General features: G+C 73.5%; 20 protein-coding genes. 14 read left to right on the top strand and 6 right to left on the bottom strand.

Annotation, left to right across the window (positions count from 1 at the left end):
• Positions 1–51 precede the first annotated feature (51 nt).
• Together AB0G52_RS11160 and AB0G52_RS11155 are read left to right on the top strand one after the other, a co-directional pair.
• Entirely contained in the window at positions 52–1,176 is a 1,125-nt protein-coding gene (locus AB0G52_RS11160; protein WP_361335895.1) for an alpha/beta hydrolase-fold protein, read from the top strand.
• 97 nt (positions 1,177–1,273) lie between these two features.
• Complete coding sequence (locus tag AB0G52_RS11155; RefSeq protein WP_361335892.1) at positions 1,274–2,503, top strand: hypothetical protein; 1,230 nt, start codon at positions 1,274–1,276, stop codon at positions 2,501–2,503.
• Between the two features lie 360 nt (positions 2,504–2,863).
• Here the strand turns inward: AB0G52_RS11155 and AB0G52_RS11150 are convergent, their stop codons facing one another.
• Together AB0G52_RS11150 and AB0G52_RS11145 are read right to left on the bottom strand one after the other, a co-directional pair.
• The gene (locus tag AB0G52_RS11150; RefSeq protein ID WP_361335890.1) at positions 2,864–4,192 is read right to left on the bottom strand and encodes a PH domain-containing protein; all 1,329 of its coding nucleotides are present in this window, start codon (positions 4,190–4,192) and stop codon (positions 2,864–2,866) included.
• Complete coding sequence (locus tag AB0G52_RS11145) at positions 4,189–4,692, bottom strand: PH domain-containing protein (RefSeq protein WP_132889397.1); 504 nt, start codon at positions 4,690–4,692, stop codon at positions 4,189–4,191. Before AB0G52_RS11145 ends, AB0G52_RS11150 begins: the two co-directional genes overlap by 4 nt.
• Positions 4,693–4,723: 31 nt before the next feature.
• Here AB0G52_RS11145 and AB0G52_RS11140 point away from each other — a divergent pair, with 31 nt between their 5' ends.
• A complete protein-coding gene (locus AB0G52_RS11140; protein ID WP_361335887.1) occupies positions 4,724–5,875 on the top strand; it encodes an NADH-quinone oxidoreductase subunit D in 1,152 nt (383 codons plus the stop codon).
• A 4-nt stretch (positions 5,876–5,879) separates the two neighbouring features.
• On the opposite strand, the gene AB0G52_RS11135 is transcribed toward AB0G52_RS11140, so the two are convergent.
• On the bottom strand, positions 5,880–6,902 hold the full coding sequence (locus AB0G52_RS11135) for an SAM-dependent methyltransferase (RefSeq protein WP_132889393.1): 1,023 nt from the start codon (positions 6,900–6,902) through the stop codon (positions 5,880–5,882).
• Positions 6,903–7,020: 118 nt separating this feature from the next.
• Between AB0G52_RS11135 and AB0G52_RS11130 the strand changes: the two genes are divergently transcribed.
• A complete protein-coding gene (locus AB0G52_RS11130) occupies positions 7,021–8,226 on the top strand; it encodes a sensor histidine kinase (protein WP_132889391.1) in 1,206 nt (401 codons plus the stop codon).
• 84 nt (positions 8,227–8,310) lie between these two features.
• A complete protein-coding gene (locus tag AB0G52_RS11125; protein ID WP_132889389.1) occupies positions 8,311–8,985 on the top strand; it encodes a response regulator transcription factor in 675 nt (224 codons plus the stop codon).
• Between the two features lie 42 nt (positions 8,986–9,027).
• Here AB0G52_RS11125 and AB0G52_RS11120 read toward each other — a convergent pair whose 3' ends face one another.
• A complete protein-coding gene (locus AB0G52_RS11120) occupies positions 9,028–9,516 on the bottom strand; it encodes a MarR family transcriptional regulator (RefSeq protein WP_361335882.1) in 489 nt (162 codons plus the stop codon).
• Positions 9,517–9,606: 90 nt separating this feature from the next.
• Between AB0G52_RS11120 and AB0G52_RS11115 the strand changes: the two genes are divergently transcribed.
• Positions 9,607–10,194, top strand: a complete 588-nt coding sequence (locus tag AB0G52_RS11115) for an NAD(P)H-dependent oxidoreductase (protein ID WP_361335879.1) — start codon at positions 9,607–9,609, stop codon at positions 10,192–10,194.
• 165 nt (positions 10,195–10,359) lie between these two features.
• Here the strand turns inward: AB0G52_RS11115 and AB0G52_RS11110 are convergent, their stop codons facing one another.
• Both AB0G52_RS11110 and AB0G52_RS11105 read right to left on the bottom strand, forming a co-directional pair.
• Entirely contained in the window at positions 10,360–11,460 is a 1,101-nt protein-coding gene (locus AB0G52_RS11110) for a DUF5937 family protein (protein WP_132889383.1), read from the bottom strand.
• Between the two features lie 58 nt (positions 11,461–11,518).
• Entirely contained in the window at positions 11,519–12,733 is a 1,215-nt protein-coding gene (locus AB0G52_RS11105) for a beta-eliminating lyase-related protein (protein WP_361335876.1), read from the bottom strand.
• 149 nt (positions 12,734–12,882) lie between these two features.
• On the opposite strand from AB0G52_RS11105, the gene AB0G52_RS11100 reads away from it, so the two are divergent.
• The 8 genes from AB0G52_RS11100 to AB0G52_RS11065 all read left to right on the top strand — a co-directional run bounded on the left by AB0G52_RS11100 (position 12,883) and on the right by AB0G52_RS11065 (position 20,389).
• On the top strand, positions 12,883–13,839 hold the full coding sequence (locus AB0G52_RS11100; RefSeq protein WP_132889379.1) for a DUF2520 domain-containing protein: 957 nt from the start codon (positions 12,883–12,885) through the stop codon (positions 13,837–13,839).
• Positions 13,836–14,837, top strand: a complete 1,002-nt coding sequence (panC, locus tag AB0G52_RS11095) for a pantoate--beta-alanine ligase (protein WP_132889377.1) — start codon at positions 13,836–13,838, stop codon at positions 14,835–14,837. Before AB0G52_RS11100 ends, panC begins: the two co-directional genes overlap by 4 nt.
• Entirely contained in the window at positions 14,834–16,555 is a 1,722-nt protein-coding gene (locus AB0G52_RS11090) for an L-aspartate oxidase (protein WP_361335872.1), read from the top strand. The genes panC and AB0G52_RS11090 overlap by 4 nt, the downstream gene beginning before the upstream one ends.
• A gap of 5 nt (positions 16,556–16,560) precedes the next feature.
• Positions 16,561–17,547, top strand: a complete 987-nt coding sequence (nadC, locus tag AB0G52_RS11085; RefSeq protein WP_361335869.1) for a carboxylating nicotinate-nucleotide diphosphorylase — start codon at positions 16,561–16,563, stop codon at positions 17,545–17,547.
• Positions 17,548–17,551: 4 nt separating this feature from the next.
• Entirely contained in the window at positions 17,552–18,349 is a 798-nt protein-coding gene (locus AB0G52_RS11080; protein ID WP_132889372.1) for a type III pantothenate kinase, read from the top strand.
• Positions 18,350–18,891: 542 nt separating this feature from the next.
• Positions 18,892–19,512 carry a hypothetical protein gene (locus AB0G52_RS11075; RefSeq protein WP_361336203.1) on the top strand — a complete coding sequence of 207 codons (621 nt, stop codon included), beginning with the start codon at positions 18,892–18,894 and terminating at the stop codon, positions 19,510–19,512.
• Between the two features lie 140 nt (positions 19,513–19,652).
• Positions 19,653–19,835, top strand: coding sequence for a hypothetical protein (locus AB0G52_RS11070; protein ID WP_132889370.1), 183 nt, complete (start codon positions 19,653–19,655; stop codon positions 19,833–19,835).
• 131 nt (positions 19,836–19,966) lie between these two features.
• Positions 19,967–20,389 carry a BlaI/MecI/CopY family transcriptional regulator gene (locus AB0G52_RS11065; protein ID WP_361335865.1) on the top strand — a complete coding sequence of 141 codons (423 nt, stop codon included), beginning with the start codon at positions 19,967–19,969 and terminating at the stop codon, positions 20,387–20,389.
• Positions 20,390–20,396: the final 7 nt, after the last annotated feature.

Genomic DNA, 20,396 nt, shown 5'->3' with positions numbered 1-20,396 from the left:
TTGCTGAAAGCAGTGGGCGGCACGGGGGAAAGCGCAGGCAGGAAGCACCTCATGGGTCTCACGAGCAATAAAGTGCTGGCATTGACGATCTTGTGCGCCGTGCTGCTGTTCGTCGGCACGGTATGGCTGTGGCCCCGGCTCGCCCGGCGGAACTGGCGTGCCGTCAGCGGCCGCGTCGGTCTTTTGCTGGCCACCCAGCTGGCGCTCTTCGCGTGCGTGGGGATCGCCGTCAACCAGGCTTTCGGTTTCTATGCCAGCTGGGCGGACCTGATGGGCACGGAGACCGACCAGGGTGTCGTCGTCGACCACACGGCGAGCGGCCAGGCGGGCAGCCCGGTCCGCCTGGTGGGCACGTCCCAGGTGCACGGCCTGGGCGGTTCGCTGCCCCGCACGGCAGGTCAGGTCCAGCAGGTCGACATAGTCGGCCGTACGACGCACATCGCCACGCCCGCGTACGTGTACCTGCCGCCGGAGTACTTCCAGCCGCAGTACCGCACGCGCACCTTCCCCGTGGCCGTCGTCCTCAGCGGCTATCCCGGCACCGCGAGCGCGCTGGTCGACAAGCTGCACTACCCGCGCACGGAGCAGCACCTGGTGCGGGCCGGCCGGATGCGGCCGACGATCCTGGTGATGCTGCGGCCCACGGTCGCGCCGCCCCGGGACACCGAGTGCGTCGACGTGCCGCACGGACCGCAGACCGAGACCTTCTTCGCCAAGGACCTGCCCGACGCCGTACGCGCGCACTACCGGGTCGGGAAGCAGGGCGGCTGGGGGATCCTCGGCGACTCGACGGGCGGCTACTGCGCGCTCAAGCTCGCGATGCACCACCCCGGGACGTACGCGGCCGGCGCCGGGCTCTCCCCGTCCTACAAGGCGCCCATCGATCCCACGACCGGTGATCTCTTCCAGGGCGACCAGAAGCTGAAGAACCGCGCGAACCTGTGGTGGTTCCTCGCCCACGAACCGGCTCCGGACACCTCCCTGCTGGTCACCAGCAGCAAGATCGGAGAAACCGACTACAAGGACACGCTGAAATTCATCGCGCGCGTGGAGGCGACCAACCGCACCCGGATCTCGTCGATCATCCTCGACAGCGGAGGTCACAACTTCAATACCTGGCGCCGCGAGATCCCGGCGACGCTGGAGTGGATGAGCGGGCGATTGGGCGAAGGCTGAACGCGGGCTTCCGCCGCTTCCTGCGAAGACTTCGCCGGCGCTGTGTTTTTACGGCCCGGGGCACCATCATTCGCCTACGCGCGGTAAGTTTCTGGCCATGCCACGTGGACGCCACCGTCATTCCCCGCCCTTGCACAGGCTGTTGCCTCCGTCGGCGATCGCCGGTGTCTCCCTCGTCTGCGCTCTCGGCCCCTGGCTGTCCTCCCAGCCGACGGTGCTGCGCACCCTGGCCGCGATAGCCGCGGCCACCGCTGCCGTCGGCGCCGCGGTGATGCGGCGCTGGGACAGCGAGGCGGGCAAGCAGGTGGCCGACCTCACGCGCGCGCGGGCGAGCGACGAGTGGCGCCACGAGGAGCGGATCGCCGAGCTGGAGACCGACCTCGAGGAGTCGCGGGAGCTGCGGACCAAGCTGGAGCAGCGGCTGCGCGCCAAGCGTGCGGAGCTGGCGGGGCTGCGCAACGAGCACGCGGCCCTGCTGCGCCGCTACGCCACGGCCGAGACCGAGCGCGCCAGCGCCCTGGAAGGCCGCCGGCTGCTGGAGATCGAGGCCGCGGAACCGTCCAACGCGCTGCCCGCCGCCCGGAGCGGGGACGAGCCCGCGCAGGCCGCCGGCCGTCCGACGGAGGCGGCGGAGCCGGCGGGCGAGGAGCCGAAGGCCGGGGCGGCGGTCACCGAGCCGACTCCCGGCATCTTCTCGCCGGAGGGTTCCAAGCTGTTCCTGCGGGCCAAGGTGGCACTGGCCCGGTTCGACCAGGGTGACGCCCCGGCGGCCGAGGCCGGTGCGGACACCGGGGCCGGGACGGAGCCGGCCGTCGGAGCCGGGGCACCGGAGGCCGGGGCCGCGCGGGAGGACGAGGAACAGGGGAAGCCCGGGGCGGCCGACGGGCACGCGCGCGCGGTCGCCGCCACCACGGCCGGGCCGGAGGGCCCGGAGGGCATCGCCCCGGCGGCTGCCGAGGCCGAGGAGGACGCCGCCGACACCCCCGCGCCGTCCGCCAACTCCGTACCGCCCTCGGGGCACTTCACGGTGCCGACCGCGGTGGCCGTGCTGCCGGCCGCGCCCATCCCGCGCCCGCTGGTCACCGGTGGTTTCGACTTCTTCGGCACGCAGAAGGGGGCGTCGGCGGGCGGCCTCGACACCATGCACAACGAGGACCTCGCGGACGTCGTCGGCCAGGAGGCGCTCGCGCTCCACAAGGCCGAGTCCGAGGCCGAGTTCAAGGCCGCGGACCCGGGGGCCCGGGGCGTCGGCCAGGTCATCGACCTGACCGCGCACGACGAGACGGAGCAGATCAACCTCGGGGGCCTCCGCAGCGCCGCCTCCTGAAGCGGCGCAGCCTCCTGAACCCGCGACGACACCGAGCCGGGACCCACACGGGGTCCCGGCTCACGTCGTCCGGGGGCTCGGCACTACGACCGCGGTCCGGCCGGCCGCCAGACCATGCGGCGGCCTGGGCGACCCCCGGGCCATGCGGCGGTCCGGGCGGCCGTCAGGCTGTGCGGCGGTCTGGGCGGTCTCCAGGTCATGCGGTGGTCCGGGCGGCCGTCAGGTTGTGCGGTGGTCTGGGCTGTCTCCGGGCCGTGTCCGCGGTCTGGGCGGTCTCCGGGCCCATTTCCGCGGTTCGGGCGGTCTCCAGGTCATGCGGTGGTCCGGGCGGCCGGCAGGTCGCCGGCGGTCCCGGCGGCGTCAGGCCATCCAGCGGTCCGGGCGGGCGGTTCGGCGGCCCGTTCGGGAGCGTTCGGCCTGTTCCCGTAGCAGCGCGCCGGCCTCCTCGGCGTCCCGCAGGCGGGCCGTGACCGACTTGTTGGCTCCCGTGTCCACATGGACGTCCGCGAGCCGCCACAGCCGCCCCCAGGGCCCCTGCGTCAGCCGTACGCTCTGGACCTTGGCGTGCGGGACGAGCGACAGCTTGCGGCGCAGCAGTCCGTGCCGCGTGGCGAACACCGCGTCCGTGACGGCCAGGCCGTGGCCGCGCCACCACAGCGGGACGCACCACCTGGCCCGCCCCGGCGGCCGCAGCAGCTCGCCGGGCACGGTCACCCCGGGCAGCACGCGCGCGACGACCGACTCGGCGACCGCGCGCGGGGCGACCGGCACCAGCACGGAGTTCTCCGAACCCGCCACGTCCAGCTCCACCCGGACCCAGCGCAACGGCCGCCACAGCAGCGGCTCCACGATCCGCACCGTCTGCACCCGCCCCGGCGGCACCGTCTCGTGCGTCCGGTCCAGCAGCCCGTGGTCGATGCGCAGCCCGTCCGGGGACTCGGCGAGCGTCCAGTCGTACTCCGAGACGAACCGTCCCACGCTGGCCGTGGCCGCCGCGCCGAGCAGCGGCAGGGCGGTGGCGAGGACGGTCCACACACTGTGCGTGCCGATCCAGAGGAAGGGCGGTACGACGAGGGCGGCGGCCAGCGAGCCCCAGGTGGCACCCGTCAGCACGAGGGAGAGCGCGAGCTTGTTCGGGGGGACCCGCATCAGCTCCTGCGCCGGTGCCTCGCCGACCTCGTGGGCCGTCTCGGGGGCGAACCCGGCGGCGCGCGCGAGCAGCTCCGCACGGAGCGTCCGCGCCTCCCCCTGGCCCAGGAAGGCGAGTTCGTCCTTCTTGTCGGTGCCGACGACGTCTATGCGCAGCTTGGCGACGCCCGCCACGCGCGCGAGGAGCGGCTGGGAGACGTCGACGGCCTGGATCCGCTCCAGCCGGATGTGCGCGGTGCGCCGGAACAACAGGCCGGTCCGTATGCGCAGTTCGCTCTCGGTCACCGAGAAGTAGGTGAACCACCAGGTGAGGAAGCCGTAGAGGGCGCCCGCCGCGACCAGGACGGCGAGGCCGCCGAGCAGCATGGTCGTGGTCAGCTTCGTCAGCTGGACCTGCGCCTGGTTCGGGTCGTGCACCGCCCAGCCGGCGATCACCGCGACCGGCGCCCACGCCCGCCGGAACGGCGTCACGGGGTGCAGCCGCCGCTCGGTGACGGCCTCCTCGGGGCGTATGGCGCCCTCGGCGCCGGGCGTGCTCACAGACCCGCCGATCGGGCCTCGCCGAGCTCGGTGAGCCGGTCGCGCAACCGCTCCGCCTCGGCCGGTTCGAGGCCGGGGATGGTCGCGTCGGTGGCCGCGGCCGCGGTGTGCAGCTGCACGCTGGCCAGGCCGAAGTGGCGCTCGACGGGCCCCGAGGTCACCTCCACCAGCTGCATCCGCCCGTACGGCACCACGGTCTCCTCGTGCCACAGCACCCCGCGGCTGATCAGCAGGTCGTCGGCCCGCTCGGCGTACCGCCAGGACCGCCAGTTGCGGCCCAGCAGCACCCAGCCCCAGGCCAGCGCGGCCAGCGGCAGCAGGGCGAACGCCGCCCACACCGCGCCCGCCAGCAGGCCGAGCAGCAACGCCACGGCCAGGGCGGTCAGCCCCAGCCACACCGCCAGCAGCAGCCGGCGCATCCGCAGCAGGCCGGGCGGCAGCCCCGTCCAGACCGGCTCGGTACCCGTCGTCCCGGCGTCGGCCGGGCTCCCCGTCTCCATACGGTCAGCGTACGTAGGGGAGACTGGTTCCATGACTCCTACGACCCAGACGACGGTCGGGATCGGCGGCGCCACGGAGAGCACCGACATGGTGCTCAACATCGGCCCCCAGCACCCCTCCACGCACGGCGTGCTGCGGCTGAGGCTGGTGCTGGACGGGGAGCGGATCGTCTCCGCGGAGCCGGTGATCGGCTACATGCACCGGGGTGCCGAGAAGCTCTTCGAGGCGCGCGACTACCGGCAGATCATCATGCTCGCCAACCGCCACGACTGGCTGTCGGCCTTCTCGAACGAGCTGGGCGTGGTGCTCGCCGTCGAGCGCATGCTCGGCATGGAAGTGCCGGTCCGCGCGGTGTGGACGCGCACCCTGCTCGCGGAGCTGAACCGGGTGCTCAACCACCTGATGTTCCTCGGCTCCTATCCGCTGGAACTGGGCGGGATCACCCCGGTCTTCTACGCGTTCCGCGAGCGCGAGGTGCTCCAGAACGTCATGGAGGAGGTCTCCGGGGGGCGGATGCACTACATGTTCAACCGGGTCGGCGGCCTCAAGGAGGACCTGCCGGCCGGCTGGACCGCACGCGCGCGTGCGGCCGTCTCCGCGGTGCGCTCCCGGATGGACGTCTTCGACGACCTGGTCCTCGGCAACGAGATCTTCCGCGGCCGCACCCGGGGCGTCGGCGCCCTCACGCCGGAGGCCGTGCACGCGTACGGCGTGAGCGGGCCCATCGCGCGTGCCTCGGGGGTCGACTTCGACCTGCGCCGCGATGAGCCCTACCTGGCCTACGGCGAACTCCACGACACCCTCAGGGTGGTGACCCGCGCCGAGGGCGACTGCCTGGCCCGTTTCGAGTGCCTCCTGGAGCAGACGCACAACGCCCTGGACCTGGCCGACGCCTGCCTGGACCGGGTCGCCGAACTGCCGCCGGGACCGATCAACCAGCGGCTCCCCAAGGTCCTCAAGGCACCCGAGGGGCACACCTACGCCTGGACCGAGAACCCCCTCGGCATCAACGGCTACTACCTCGTCAGCAAGGGCGAGAAGACCCCGTACCGGCTGAAGCTGCGCTCCGCGTCGTACAACAACATTCAGGCGCTTACCGAACTGCTGCCGGGGACCCTGGTCGCGGACATGGTCGCGATCCTGGGGTCGATGTTCTTCGTGGTGGGGGACATCGACAAGTAGCGGCTCAGCCGAGCGGGTTGTCCACGGCCACCGGCTGGAGCAGCCAGCCGAAGTCGCCCAGGCCGCCGGGGGCGACGAGTTCGGCGGCCTCACCGGCGGTCGAGAGGGCGCGCACGTAGGCGGCGGGGTGGGTGGAGGCGAGGGTCAGCGGGGGGCGTGCGGTGATCAGGCCCAGGGCGCGCAGGGCGTCGCGCTGGGTGCACAGCAGCGGCTCGGGCAGTCTGAGCGCCGTGTCGAGCGCCGCGCACGCGTCCAGCGCGACGTGCGCCGTGATGTCGCAGGACCCGTCCGGCACGGGCGCCGTCCCGCGTCCCTCGCGAAAGCCGGTGAGCGTCCCGAACGGGGGGCGGGTGCGCACGGTGTGCGCGTAGTCCACGGCCACCGCGAGCCCCCTCTGCAGGCCGGCCACGGCGGACGCCCAGGCCCGGTCCCGGGGCAGTCCGATCTCCGCGCGCTGCCCCGGCTCGCTGCCCAGCGGCCACCACCGTTCGAGCCACTCCGCGTCGGCGCCCGACACCCGTTCCCCGAGCACTTCGGTGCCGTCCCGCCGGACCAGGACGAGGCGGGGCGTCCCGGCCGCGTCCACCTCGGCGACGTCGACCGGGACGTTGTCCAGCCACTCGTTGGCGAAGAGCAGGCCGGTGACCGTGCGCGGGAGTTCGGACAGCCAGGTGACGCGGTCGGGGAGGCGGGACGGGCGGTCGGCGATCTCGACGGCGTACGCGCGCGTGCGTGCCGCCACGTCGGCCGGCAGGGCGGCGAGGACGCCGGTGACCAGTTCGCCGCGGCCCGCGCCCATGTCGACGAAGTCGAGCGTCCCGGGCCGGCCGAGGGCCTCGTCGACCCGGCACAGCAGCTCGGCCACCGCCTCGGCGAACAGCCCCGACGCGTGCACCGACGTGCGGAAGTGCCCGGCCGGGCCCTCCGGGCGGCGGTAGAAGCCGTCGGGGCCGTACAGGGCCGCCTCGGTGGCCGCACGCCAGCCACGGGCGTCCTCGGCCGTCTCTCGCGTCGCCTCATCCGTCACTCGGCCAGACTAGGCGCACAGGTGATCACCTTCTCCACCTTGGGGAGTACGCGCGCGGAACAGGGATCGGCCCTCCGGTTGACCCCTGCACCTGTCGCACATCCCTACTCTGGGTTACGTGCAGCGCCTCTATGACTTCCTCCGCAGGCACCCGACATGGGTCGACACCTTCTGGGCCGTCGTCCTGTTCGGGCTCTCCGGCGCGAGCGCCTGGAGGCTCGACCACGGGCGGGACCACCACGGCTCGACCGCCGCCATGGTGGCCGTGTCGGTCGTCATGGGGGTCGTCGTGGCGCTGCGCCGCCGGTTCCCGGAGCGGATGCTGCTGCTGGCGGCGGCCACCGGCCTGGCCCAGCTGGTCCTGGACGTGGAGACGACCGTCGCCAACTTCGCCATGCTGGTGATCGTCTGCACGAACGCCGCGATCGGCGCGCGCTGGGCGTCCCGGTTCGGCCTGTACGCCGGGCTGTGCGCGGCTTCCCTGGCGGAGATCCGCTGGCCGCAGCAGGACGCGAGTTTCCCCGGCCGCGTCGCGATCGTGCTGTTCCAGACGGTGCCGTTCGTGCTGGCCTGGGTGCTCGGCGACTCCATGCGCACCCGCCGTGCCTACTTCGCGCAGCTGGAGGAGCGTGCCGCCCGGCTGGAGAAGGAGCGCGAGGCACAGGCCAAGGTCGCGGTCGCCGCGGAGCGTGCCCGGATCGCTCGGGAGCTGCACGACGTGGTGGCGCACAACGTGTCGGTGATGGTGGTCCAGGCCGACGGCGCCGCCTACGTCCTCGACGCCGCCCCCGACCAGGCCAGGAAGGCCCTGGAGACGATCTCCTCCACCGGCCGCCAGGCCCTCGCCGAGATGCGCCGCCTGCTGGGCGTGCTGCGCACCGGCGAGCACAAGGAGGTCGGCGAGTACGTTCCGCAGCCCGACGTCGAGCAGATCGACGAGCTCGTGGAGCAGTGCCGCACCTCCGGGCTGCCCGTCGACTTCAAGGTCGAGGGCACCCCGCGCCCGCTGCCCAGCGGCGTCGAGCTCACGGCGTACCGGATCGTGCAGGAGGCGCTCACCAACACCCGCAAGCACGGGGGCCCCGACGCGGGGGCCAGCGTGCGGCTGGTCTACTTCGACGACGGGCTGGGCCTGCTGGTGGAGGACGACGGCAAGGGCGCCCCGCACGAGATGTACGAGGAGGGCGGCGCCGACGGCCAGGGCCACGGCCTGATCGGCATGCGCGAGCGGGTCGGCATGGTGGGCGGCACCCTCGACGCGGGCCCCCGCCCTGGCGGAGGATTCCGCATCAGTGCCCTGCTGCCGCTCAAACCGGCGCATTGACGCTGACGCACGCCCCCGGTTGACACCTGTCACGCCCCGGAGATTCCGGGCGTGGGCAGACAAACGGAAACGGAAGAGGAGCCGATGACGATCCGTGTGATGCTCGTCGACGACCAGGTGCTGCTGCGCACCGGGTTCCGGATGGTGCTCGCCGCCCAGCCGGACATGGAGGTCGTCGCGGAGGCGGGCGACGGCGTCGAGGCCCTCCAGGTGCTGAGGTCCACCGCCGTGGACGTCGTGCTCATGGACGTGCGCATGCCCAAGCTGGACGGCGTGGAGGCCACCCGGCGCATCTGCGTCGAACCCGATCCGCCCAAGGTGCTCATCCTGACCACCTTCGACCTCGACGAGTACGCCTTCTCCGGACTGAAGGCGGGCGCCTCCGGCTTCATGCTCAAGGACGTGCCGCCCGGCGAACTGCTGGCGGCGATCCGCTCCGTGCACAGCGGCGACGCGGTCGTGGCGCCGTCCACCACCCGCCGGCTGCTCGACCGCTTCGCGCCGATGCTGCCCTCCGCGGGCAAGGAGCCCCGGCACCAGGAGCTGGAGCGCCTCACCGACCGTGAGCGCGAGGTCATGGTGCTGGTCGCGCAGGGCCTGTCGAACGGCGAGATCGCGAGCCGCCTGGTGCTGTCCGAGGCGACCGTGAAGACCCACGTGGGCCGCATCCTCACCAAGCTCGGACTGCGCGACCGCGTCCAGGTCGTCGTCCTCGCCTACGAGACCGGTCTGGTCCGGGCGGGCGGCGGACTCGGCTGACGCACTCCGCGCGACAGGACCGCCGTCCGGAGCGGGCGCGGTCTAGGACGTGCCGTCGGCGGCGGCCTCGTGGTGCTCCGGGTCCAGGCGCTCGACCGCCTGCCCGCTCCAGGCGCGGATGACCGCCGTCTGCTCGGGGGTCAGCGAGTCGAGGAAGTGGCGGCGGATGTTGGCGCCGTGCACGAGGACGGCGTTCCGGGCGGCGTCGCGGCCCTCGGGGGTGAGCCCGACCCCGGCGCGGCGACCGTCGGCCCCGTACCGGGTGCGCTGGACGAAGCCGCGTTTCTCCATGCGCGTCAGCTGGTGCGAGACGCGGCTCTTGTCCCAGTCGAGCGACTCGGAGAGCTCGCCGACCCGCATCTCCCGGCCGGCGGCCTGCCACAACGTCACCAGCACGCTGAACTCGGGCTTCGAGATGCCGCAGGCGCCCTGCAGACCGCGTTCCAGCTCCCTGGTGAGCAGGCGCTGCGCCCGCATCCAGGTGTCCCAGAGCTCCCACTCCTCGGGTTCCAGCGCTCGCGTCTCCGTCATGTCGCCGAGACTACCGCGAGCAGCAGTGTTGTCACATCAACTCATTCTCTTCTAGAGTTGACGTATCAACTCACTCCGTTAAGGAAGACCATGCCGCTCCGCATCGCGCTCATCCTCGGAAGCACCCGCCCCGGACGCCGCGGCGACCAGATCGCCGCCTGGGCACTGGAGGCCGCCCGTGCCCACGGCGGCGCCGACTACGAACTCGTCGACCTCGCCGACCACGACCTCGGCAACCTCGACGAACCCGGCAACCCGAGCTTCCAGCAGTACCAGCACGACCACACCCGCGCATGGGGCGCGCTCATCGACAGCTTCGACGGCTACGTGTTCCTCGTCCCCGAGTACAACCACGCCTACCCGGGAGCCCTGAAGAACGCCCTGGACTACGTCTACCGGGAGTGGAACGACAAGGCCGCCGGGATCATCAGCTACGGCGGCTGGGTGGCCGGGGCGCGGGCCGCCGAGGCGCTGCGGCTCGTCCTCGCCGAGCTCCAGGTGGCCACGGTCCGCGCCCAGCCCGCGATCTCGACGCACGCCTCGTTCGGCACCGGTGCCTTCGTACCCCAGGAGGGCCTCGACACCGCCGTGCAAGGGATGCTCGACCAGCTGATCGCCTGGTCCGGGGCGCTGCGCGGGGTGCGCCGGGCCAGGGCGCAGCCGGCCACGGCAGCCTGAGACCCGGTCCGGGACCGCACCCCCGCTAGGGCCTGTCTGACAATTCCCGCCTGCCTTGCGACGCCATGCACGCTCCCCCAGCCTTCGGCCGGGGGGACCCCCAGAGCACGCACCTGACGCCGCGAGGCCGCCCTCCGGGCGACGACGGGAATTGTCAGACAGGCCCTAGCGGAGTATGCCCTCCAGGAAGTCGCTGCCCAGCCGGGCGACGACCGTGACGTCCAGCTGGTGCAGCACGTAGCGGCCGCGGCGGCGCGTCGTGACCAGGCCCGCCTTCTTGAGCACCCCCAGGTGCCGGGACACCTCCGGCGCCGACAGGCCGTGCACCTGCGCCAGCTCGCTGGTGGTGTACGCGCTGCGCGCCAGGAACCGGCACAGCCGCATCCGGACGGGATGGGAGAGCGCGGCCATCCGCAGCGTCAACTGCTCCACCGACGCCGGGGTGGCCAGCTCCGGTGAACCGACCGGGTAGTGCAGCACCGGCTGCCAGCCGTAGCGGTGCAGCACCATCAGGTGCGGCCAGCCGAGGCTCGTGGGCACCAGCAGCAGGCCGTCGACGTCCGTCACCGTGTGGCCGTCGGTCAGCTTGTCCACGGTGATCCGCGAGGCGGCCTCGTCGAGCGTCACCGCGGGTGAGACGGCGGCCAGCGCCTCGGCCAGCCCCTTGTGCCGCAGCAGCTCGGTCTTGTGCCGGGCGTCGGCCGCCAGCTGGTGGCGCAGCCGCGACCAGGCCTCGTCGAAGAACGCCGCCGCGCAGTCAGCCAGGAACCGGCGCAGCCACGCGCGCACGCTCGGCGGATCGTCGAGCAGCCGCTGGGCGAAGCGGACCTGCCGCGGGCCGCGCGAGGCCGCCACCTCCAGCGCCCGGCGCCGCACGACGGGGTCCGACAGGATGTCCGGTGCCTTCGTGTCGTACGGCCACACGCAGGTGAACTCCAGGGCGGCGTCCACGAACTGCCCGTCCGTCAGCTTGTCCAGCTGGTCCAGCTCCTCCGCGAACGTGCCGCCCGGGACGGCGCCCGGTACGCCCGCGAACGGCAGGAACAGGTCGGAGAACGTCGACCGCCACAGGAAGTCCGCCTCGCACATCCGGTCCGCCAGGTCCGGCTCCAGGCGCGCGGTCACGCCCGTCACCCAGGCCTGGAGACCGGGATGGTGCCCTGGCTCGGACAGCGCGTGCAGCGCCATGCCGAGCTCGGCCAGCGCAGAGGGCACGACGGCGACCCTCTCCGGCCGCAGCCCCGCGATGTCGATGCGCACGCTCATGTGCCCATCGTGCACCCCGCCACCGACAACGCCCCCGCGGGCGCTTCGGCGACGGGGTTCACGGCAACCGTGCCACGAAGTCCGCGACCGCCGCCCGTACCTCCTCGCCCGTCCAGTCCAGACCCGCCGCCGTCACCGTCACCTCCGTCATCGAGACGCCCGGTCCCTTCGTCGCCCAGAAGCCCGCGAAGAGGTAGGTGCCGGTCTCCTCGGCCTGCCGGAGCGCCGCCTCCGTCAGCGCGTCCGCCTCGTACGGCAGCCAGACCTGGAACTGGTGGGTGTGCGGTTCCCCGGGATGCACCCGCGACCAGGGGACGCCGGTTTCCGTGAAGCCCTCGCCCAGTGCCGCGGCGACCACGCGCGCGTGCCGCACGTAGTCCGGGAGGCGCGGGAGTTCGCGATCCAGGCCGACGAGAGCGGCGAGGGCGGTCGGGAACTGCTGGAAGACCAGCCCGCCGTACCGGTGGCGCCAGGCCTTCGCCTCCTCGATCAGAGGAGCGGGGCCGGCCAGAGCGGCGCCGCCGAAACCGCCGAGGGACTTGTAGAACGACACGTAGACGCTGTCCGCGAGGTCCGCGATCTCGGGCAGGGGGCGGCCGAAGTGGACGGTGGTCTCCCACAGGCGGGCCCCGTCGAAGTGCACCACCGCGTCGCGGTCCCGGGCCGCCGCCACGACCTCGGTGAGCTCCTCCCAGGAGGGCAGCACGAAACCGGCGTCCCGCAGGGGAAGTTCCAGCATGAGGGCCCCGAAGGGCTCCTCGAAGTCGCGTATCTCCCGGGCGGTGGGGAGCCGGGGCTCGCGGGTGACGCGCACCGTGCGCAGGCCGGCCACTTCACGGAAGGCGTCGCGTTCGTGCACCTCGGGGTGGGCGAGGGCGTGCAGGGCGACCGTGGCGTTGCCGGTGCGGCCCGCCCAGCAGCGCAGGGCGACCTGCTGGGCCATCGTGCCGGTCGGGAAGAACGCGGCGGCCTCCGTGCCCAGCAGGGCCGCGACCCGCTTCTCCAGCGCCTCGACGACGCCGTTGCCGTAGACGTCCACGGCCTCGTCCAGGTCGTACACCCCGGCCGCCGCCTCCTGGAGCAGCGCCAGCTGATCGCGGAGCGAGGCGCGCAGGTTCACGCGCGCGAGGACGCGCCCGGCCGCCCGGTAGGCGGCCGCGCGCCGCTCCCGGAGGCGTTCCTGGGCGGTCTCGTCCTGGGCGGTCTCGTCCGGGGCCGTCTCGTCCGGGGTGGTCTCGTCCGGGGCGGTCTCGTTCTCGGGGTTGTCGTTCATGCCGTGCATGATGCCCGGCGTGTTCCCGCGCGATGTGACGGGTCACCCACAGCCTGTGGACGGCCAACCGCACCCGGACCCGATAGCGTTAACATGACGAGAAATCGTCCGGTACCCAGAGCGGACTGGAACGGGAAGGCCACCGTCGCGTGAGTACAGTCCAACACCCAGACCCCAGCGACCGCCCCGCACGCCTCACCGTGGGCGTCGTCGGCGCCGGCCGCGTCGGCCCCGCACTCGCCGCGTCCCTGCAGCTCGCCGGGCACCGCCCGGTCGCCGTCTCCGGGGTCTCCGACACCTCCCGGCGGCGCGCCGAGGCGATGCTGCCCGACGTCCCGCTGGTACCGCCCGCCGAGGTCCTCCAGCGCGCCGACCTGGTGCTCCTGACCGTCCCCGACGACGCCCTGCCGGGCCTGGTGACGGGCCTCGCCGAGACCGGCGCGGTACGCCCGGGACAGCTGCTGGTGCACACCTCCGGACGGTACGGCGCGAAGGTCCTCGACCCCGCCCTGCGCGCGGGCGCGCTGCCGCTGGCCCTGCATCCCGCGATGACCTTCACGGGGACACCGGTGGACGTACAGCGGCTGGCCGGCTGCGCGTTCGGCGTCACCGCGCCCGAGGAGCTGCGGCTGGCGGCGCAGGCCCTGGTCATCGAGATGGGCGGCGAGCCGGAGTGGATCCTGGAGGAGAACCGCCCGCTCTACCACGCGGCCCTCGCGCTCGGCGCGAACCACCTGGTCACCCTGGTCGCCCAGGCCATGGACCTGCTGCGCACCGCCGGTGTGGAGGCCCCCGACCGGATGCTCGGCCCGCTGCTGGGCGCGGCCCTGGACAACGCCCTGCGCTCCGGTGACGCGGCGCTGACCGGGCCGGTCGCGCGCGGGGACGCGGGCACCGTGGCCGCGCACGTCACGGAGCTGCGCAGGCACGCCCCGCAGGCCGTCGACGGCTACCTGGCGATGGCCCGCGCGACGGCCGACCGCGCCCTGGCGCACGGTCTGCTGAAGCCGGAGCTCGCCGAGGACCTCCTCGGCGTCCTCGCGAACCGTGCCGTCGACGGGAACGGCACCGACGGCACCGACGGCACCGAGGGGAACGCCCGATGACGACCGCCCTGCTGAGCACCGCAGACGAACTGCGCGCGCGGGAGCGCCACGGCCGCCGCGCCGTCGTGATGACCATGGGAGCCCTGCACGAGGGCCACGCCACGCTGATCCGCGCCGCGCGCGAAGCCGCGGGCCCGGACGGCGAGGTCGTCGTCACGGTCTTCGTCAACCCGCTGCAGTTCGGGGCGGGCGAGGACCTCGACCGCTATCCGCGCACGCTGGAAGCCGATCTGAAGCTCGCCGAACAGGCGGGCGCCGACGCCGTCTTCGCCCCCTCGGTCGACGAGGTCTACCCGGGCGGCCGGCCCCAGGTGCGGGTCACCGCGGGGCCGATGGGCGACCTCCTGGAGGGCGCCTCGCGTCCCGGGCACTTCGACGGCGTCCTCACCGTCGTCGCCAAGCTGCTGCACCTCACCCGGCCCGACGTGGCCCTGTTCGGGCAGAAGGACGCCCAGCAGCTGGCCGTGATCCGCCGCATGGTGCGCGACCTGAACTTCGGCATCGAGATCATCGGCGTGCCGACCGTGCGCGAGGCCGACGGACTCGCGCTGTCCAGCCGCAACCGCTACCTGTCGGCCGACGAGCGGCGCACGGCGCTCACCCTGTCCCGCGCGCTGTTCGCCGGACGCGACCGGCACGCGGCGCAGGAGGCGCTGCGCGCGCGGGCCCTGGAGGTGCCCTCCACGCGCGCGCGTGCCGAGGCCCTCAGCGCCATAGGGGAGTCCCGCGCCGCCGCCGACGCGCACGCCGTCGCCAAGGCGGTGCCGAACGCCGCCGCGGCCGTCCGCGCGGCCGCCCGGGCCGTCCTGGACGAGGGCGTGCACTTCGACCCGCCGCTCGAACTGGACTACCTCGCCCTGGTCGACCCCGCCGACTTCACCGAGATCGACGACGACTTCACGGGTGAGGCCGTCCTCGCCGTCGCCGCCCGGGTCGGCACCACCCGGCTGATCGACAACATCCCCCTCACCTTCGCCGCCCCCGGAGCCGCCTCGTGACCAGTACCGGCATACGACTGCACGCGCCCGCCCCCGGATGGTCCATCGACGCCGACGTGGTGGTCGTCGGGTCCGGCGTCGCCGGCCTGACCGCCGCCCTGCGCTGCGAGGCCGCGGGACTGACCACGGTCGTCGTCACCAAGGCACTCCTCGACGACGGCTCCACGCGCTGGGCGCAGGGCGGCGTCGCCGCGGCCCTGGGCGAGGGCGACACCCCCGAACAGCACCTGGACGACACCCTGGTCGCGGGCGTCGGCCTGTGCGACGAGAACGCCGTCCGGATCCTCGTCACCGAGGGCCCGGACGCGGTACGACGGCTGATCTCGACCGGCGCCCACTTCGACACCGACGCGGACGGCGACATCGAACTCACCCGCGAGGGCGGCCACCACCGGCGCCGGATCGTCCACGCGGGCGGCGACGCTACCGGCGCGGAGATCTCCCGCGCGCTGGTGGAAGCGGCTCGCGCGCGGGGCGTGCGCATGATCGAGAACGCCCTGGTGCTCGACCTGCTGACGGACGCCGAGGGGCGCACGGCGGGCGTGACCCTGCACGTGATGGGCGAGGGCCAGCACGACGGCGTGGGCGCCGTGCACGCCCCCGCGGTCGTCCTCGCGACCGGCGGCATGGGCCAGGTCTTCTCCGCGACCACCAACCCGGCGGTGTCCACGGGCGACGGCGTGGCGCTGGCGCTGCGCGCGGGCGCGGAAGTCAGCGACCTCGAATTCGTGCAGTTCCACCCGACCGTGCTGTTCCTCGGCCCCGACGCGGAGGGCCAGCAGCCGCTGGTCTCCGAGGCGGTGCGCGGCGAGGGCGCGCACCTGGTCGACGCGGACGGCGTGCGCTTCATGGTCGGGCAGCACGAACTGGCCGAGCTGGCGCCCCGGGACATCGTCGCCAAGGCCATCACGCGGCGCATGCAGGAGCAGGACGCCGAGCACATGTTCCTGGACGCCCGGCACTTCGGCGCGGACATGTGGGAGCACCGCTTCCCGACCATCCTGGCCGCCTGCCGGGCGCACGGCATCGACCCGGTCACCGAGCCCATCCCGATAGCGCCGGCCGCGCACTACGCCTCCGGTGGCGTGCGCACCGACGCGCGCGGGCGCACGACCGTCCCCGGCCTGTACGCCTGCGGAGAGGTCGCGTGCACCGGCGTGCACGGCGCGAACCGACTCGCGTCCAACTCCCTCCTGGAGGGCCTGGTCTACGCCGAGCGCATCGTCGCCGACATCACGGAGCAGCACGCGGCGGACCTCCTCCACGCGCGCGTACCCGTCCCGGTCCCGCACCCCGACGAGCCCGACCACCCCCTGCAGACCCCCGAGGCCCGGTTCGCCATCCAGCGGATCATGACCGAGGGCGCCGGCGTCCTGCGCTCCGCCGAGTCCCTGACCAGGGCCGCCGAGCAGCTGCAGCGCCTGCACACCGAGGCCCGCGAGGCACTCGCGGAGAACGGCAAGACCGCCGAGCCCGGCGTCGACACCTGGGAGGCCACCAACCTCCTGTGCGTCGCGCGCGTGCTCGTCGAGGCGGCCCTCCGCCGTGCGGAGACCCGCGGCTGCCACTGGCGCGAGGACCACGCCGACCGCGACGACGCGAACTGGCGGCGCCACATCGTCGTACGGCTCAATCCGGACCGTTCGCTGGCCGTACGCACCACCGACACCGCAGACTTCCCCCCGACCCGGCCGCACCAGCCATCCCAGGAGCAGTGACAGACGTGAGCACCAACGATCTTCCCCTCGCCGACGGCGGCGGTTGCGGCGACGGCTGTGCCTGCGGCGCCGATGGCGACGAGGGGGCCGCAGAGTACATGGTGTGCGGGCTCGACCCCGCCCTCGCCGAACTCCTCGCCGCCGGCGGACTCGACCCCCTGGAGGTCGAGGACATCGCGAACGTGGCCATCCAGGAGGACCTGGACAACGGCGTGGACGTGACCACCGTCGCGACGATCCCCGAGGAGGCCGTGGCGACCGCCGACTTCGTCGCGCGCGAGGCGGGCGTCGTCGCGGGCCTCCGAGTCGCCGAGGCCGTGGTCTCCGTGGTCTGCACCGACGAGTTCGAGGTCGAGCGGCACGTCGAGGACGGCGACCGGGTCGAGGCCGGGCAGAAGCTGCTCTCGATCACCACCCGCACCCGTGACCTGCTCACCGCCGAACGCAGCGCGCTCAACATCCTGAACCGTTTGTCCGGCATCGCCACCGCCACGCGCGCGTGGGCCGACGCCCTCGAAGGCACGGACACGCGCGTGCGCGACACCCGCAAGACCACCCCGGGGCTGCGCTCCCTGGAGAAGTTCGCGGTGCGCTGCGGCGGTGGCGTCAACCACCGCATGTCGCTCTCCGACGCGGCCCTCGTGAAGGACAACCACGTGCTCGCCGCCGGTGGCGTCGCCCAGGCCTTCAAGGCCGTCCGCGAGGCCTTCCCCGACCTGGCGATCGAGGTCGAGGTGGACACCCTGCACCAGCTGCGCGAGGTCGTCGACGCGGGCGCCGACCTGATCCTGCTGGACAACTTCACGCCGGGCGAGTGCGAGGAGGCCGTCGCCCTCGTGCACGGCCGCGCGCTCCTGGAGGCGTCCGGGCGGCTGACCCTGGACAACGCGCGGGCGTACGCCGACACCGGCGTGGACTTCCTGGCCGTCGGCGCCCTGACCCACTCCTCGCCGATCCTGGACATCGGCCTGGACCTGCGCGCGGCGGAGTGACGCCATGCTCCTCACGATCGACGTCGGCAACACGCACACCGTCCTCGGCCTCTTCGACGGCGAGGACATCGTCGAGCACTGGCGCATCTCCACGGACGCGCGCCGTACCGCCGACGAGCTGGCGGTGCTCCTCCAGGGCCTGATGGGCATGCACCCGCTGCTGGGCGACGAGCTCGGCGACGGCATCGACGGGATCGCGATCTGCGCGACCGTGCCGTCCGTGCTGCACGAGCTGCGCGAGGTCACGCGGCGCTACTACGGCGACGTGCCCGCGGTTCTCGTCGAGCCCGGGGTGAAGACCGGGGTGCCGGTCCTGACCGACCACCCGAAGGAGGTCGGCGCGGACCGGATCATCAACGCGGTCGCGGCCGTCGAGCTGTTCGGGGGCCCGGCGATCGTCGTCGACTTCGGCACCGCGACGACCTTCGACGCGGTGTCCGCGCGCGGGGAGTACGTCGGCGGGGTGATCGCGCCCGGCATCGAGATCTCCGTGGAGGCCCTGGGCGTCAAGGGCGCCCAGCTGCGGAAGATCGAGGTGGCCCGGCCGCGGAGCGTGATCGGGAAGAACACGGTGGAGGCCATGCAGGCGGGCATCGTGTACGGGTTCGCCGGGCAGGTCGACGGGGTGGTCGGGCGGATGGCCCGGGAGCTGGCGGACGACCCGGACGACGTGACGGTGATCGCGACGGGCGGGCTGGCGCCGATGGTGCTGGGCGAGTCCTCGGTGATCGACGAGCACGAGCCGTGGCTGACGCTGGTGGGCCTGCGACTGGTGTACGAGCGGAACGTGTCACGACCGTAGACCGCCGCCCCGGGCGGCGCACGGCGTGGCACCGGGCAGCGCGGTCGGAGGGATCCGGCTGCGCCGCCCGAGCCGTTCCCGCTGTCCGAGCCGCCCGCACTGCCCGCACCGCCCCCCTCCGCGCCGTGCCTGCGGTCCGCGCCGCTCCCGCCGTCTGCCTCGCCCGCGCCGTCCGAGCCGCGCCCGCGGTCCGCGCCGCCCGAGCCGTTCCCGCTGTCCGAGCCGTCCGCGCCGCCCCCCTCCGCGCCGTGCCCGCAGGTCCGCGTCGCCCGCGCCGCGCCCACCGTCCGCGTCGCCCTCGCCGCGCCCACCGTCCGCGTCGTCCGTGCCGCGCCCACCGTCCGCGTCGCCCGTGCCGTGCCGCGCCTGCTGTCCGTCCCCTCCGTGCCGCTCCGGCCGCTCCCACCGTCCCGCGCGAGGCCCCCGTCGGGAGGCGGCTAGGTGGGTGGCCCCTGTCGCGCCACACCCGCACCCTGTGTCTGGTTTGTCTGATTTACGCGTATCTTCGGTCCATGCCCACGCCCTACGGATCCCGCGGCGGCATGGCGTTCGGCGCGGAGGAGCTGCGCGTGCTCCGCCGTGCTCTCGCCCTCGCCCTTCACCCCGGCCCCGCCTCCGCCGACGACATCAAGCACTGTCATCGGCTCGCCGAGTCGCTCGACGAGGCGACGCGCGAGGCGGCCCGGCTGCGCGCCTTCCTGGTGGCCGACCTCGCCCGGTACCGGGCCGCCCTCCCGGGGACCGCCACCGGTTACCTGGCCCTCCTGGAGGAGGTCCTGACCGCCGGGCACCGGCCCACCCCGGACGATCTCGCCGCGCTGCGGGCGCTGCGTGGCAACCCCGCCGCCGCCGCGCTGCTCGACCGGTGCCAGGACCTCGCCGAGCGCGACGTGCGGGCCCGCCTCGCGCAGGGTGCCCGCAGGGTGCCGGCGCCCGCCGTCCCGCTCTCCAGGGCCCGCCTGGCGGCCCTGCCGGGCGGTGTGGCCGAGGGGCCGGAGCGCAAGCCGAAGGAGAAGAAGCCCGCCGAGCGGCCCGCCCCGCGGCCCGCGACTCCCGAGCCCGCCGTGCCGAAGCGCCCCATCCCCACCCCGGGCGAGGTGTTCCCCCGCCGCCGCCCCACCCCGCCCCCCGCCGAGTCCCCGCGCCAGCTCGCCGCGGGCTGAACCCCGGGCCACGCCCCACCCGGCCGCCGGGGGCGTGGGGGACACGCGGGTGGGTGGGGAAAACGGCAGCTCGCGGGGTTTGCGGACCGGTTCGCCCACCCCGCACCTTTCGCCCGGTCCGCCGTGGCTACTCTGGACGCATGGAATATGCCGCCGCGCTCCTGCCTCCGGTCGTCATGGCCATCTTCTTCATCGGCCTGGTCCGGGTGATCGTCAAGACCCAGGGCGGAGCCGCCAAGGCCAAGGAGGACGCCGCCGTCGACGCCGCCCTCGCCCACGCGGAGACCGCCCGGCAGGCCGCCGCCCCGAAGGCCGACGCCTGACCCGTCGGGCCCGCCCCGGTCCGCCCTCCCCGTCGGCACTCTGGGAGGTGCACGCCCTTTTTGTTCGCCTTTGTCGGCGAAGGTGCACGTCCGGCACGCCTTTGGTGGGATCTCCCACTATTGTCTGAGCTGTGCCTCGCCCATTGGGAGAACTCGAAGACGCGGTCATGACGCGGGTGTGGAAGTGGAACCGCCCGGTGACCGTTCGAGAAGTCCTGGAAGACCTCCAGCAGGAACGGTCCATCGCCTACACCACGGTGATGACCGTTTTGGACAATCTCCATCAGAAGGGCTGGGTCCGCCGCGAGGCCGAAGGACGCGCCTATCGATATGAGGCCGTCTCCACCAGGGCCGCCTACGCCGCCGCTCTGATGAACGAAGCCTGGTCGCACAGTGACAACCCCGCCGCCGCTCTCGTCGCCTTCTTCGGGATGATGAGCGACGAACAGCGCCAGGCGCTGCGCGACGCCGTACGCATCGTGCAGGGCCCGGATAGGGCCGAACGTCCGGAAGAGGAGAACCCCGGCTCTGTGGTGGACCACGGAGGGCGATAGCGTCCGC

Source organism: Streptomyces sp. NPDC021562, assembly GCF_040640875.1.
Lineage (GTDB): Bacteria > Actinomycetota > Actinomycetes > Streptomycetales > Streptomycetaceae > Streptomyces.
This window is presented reverse-complemented; position numbering and strand designations above follow the sequence as displayed.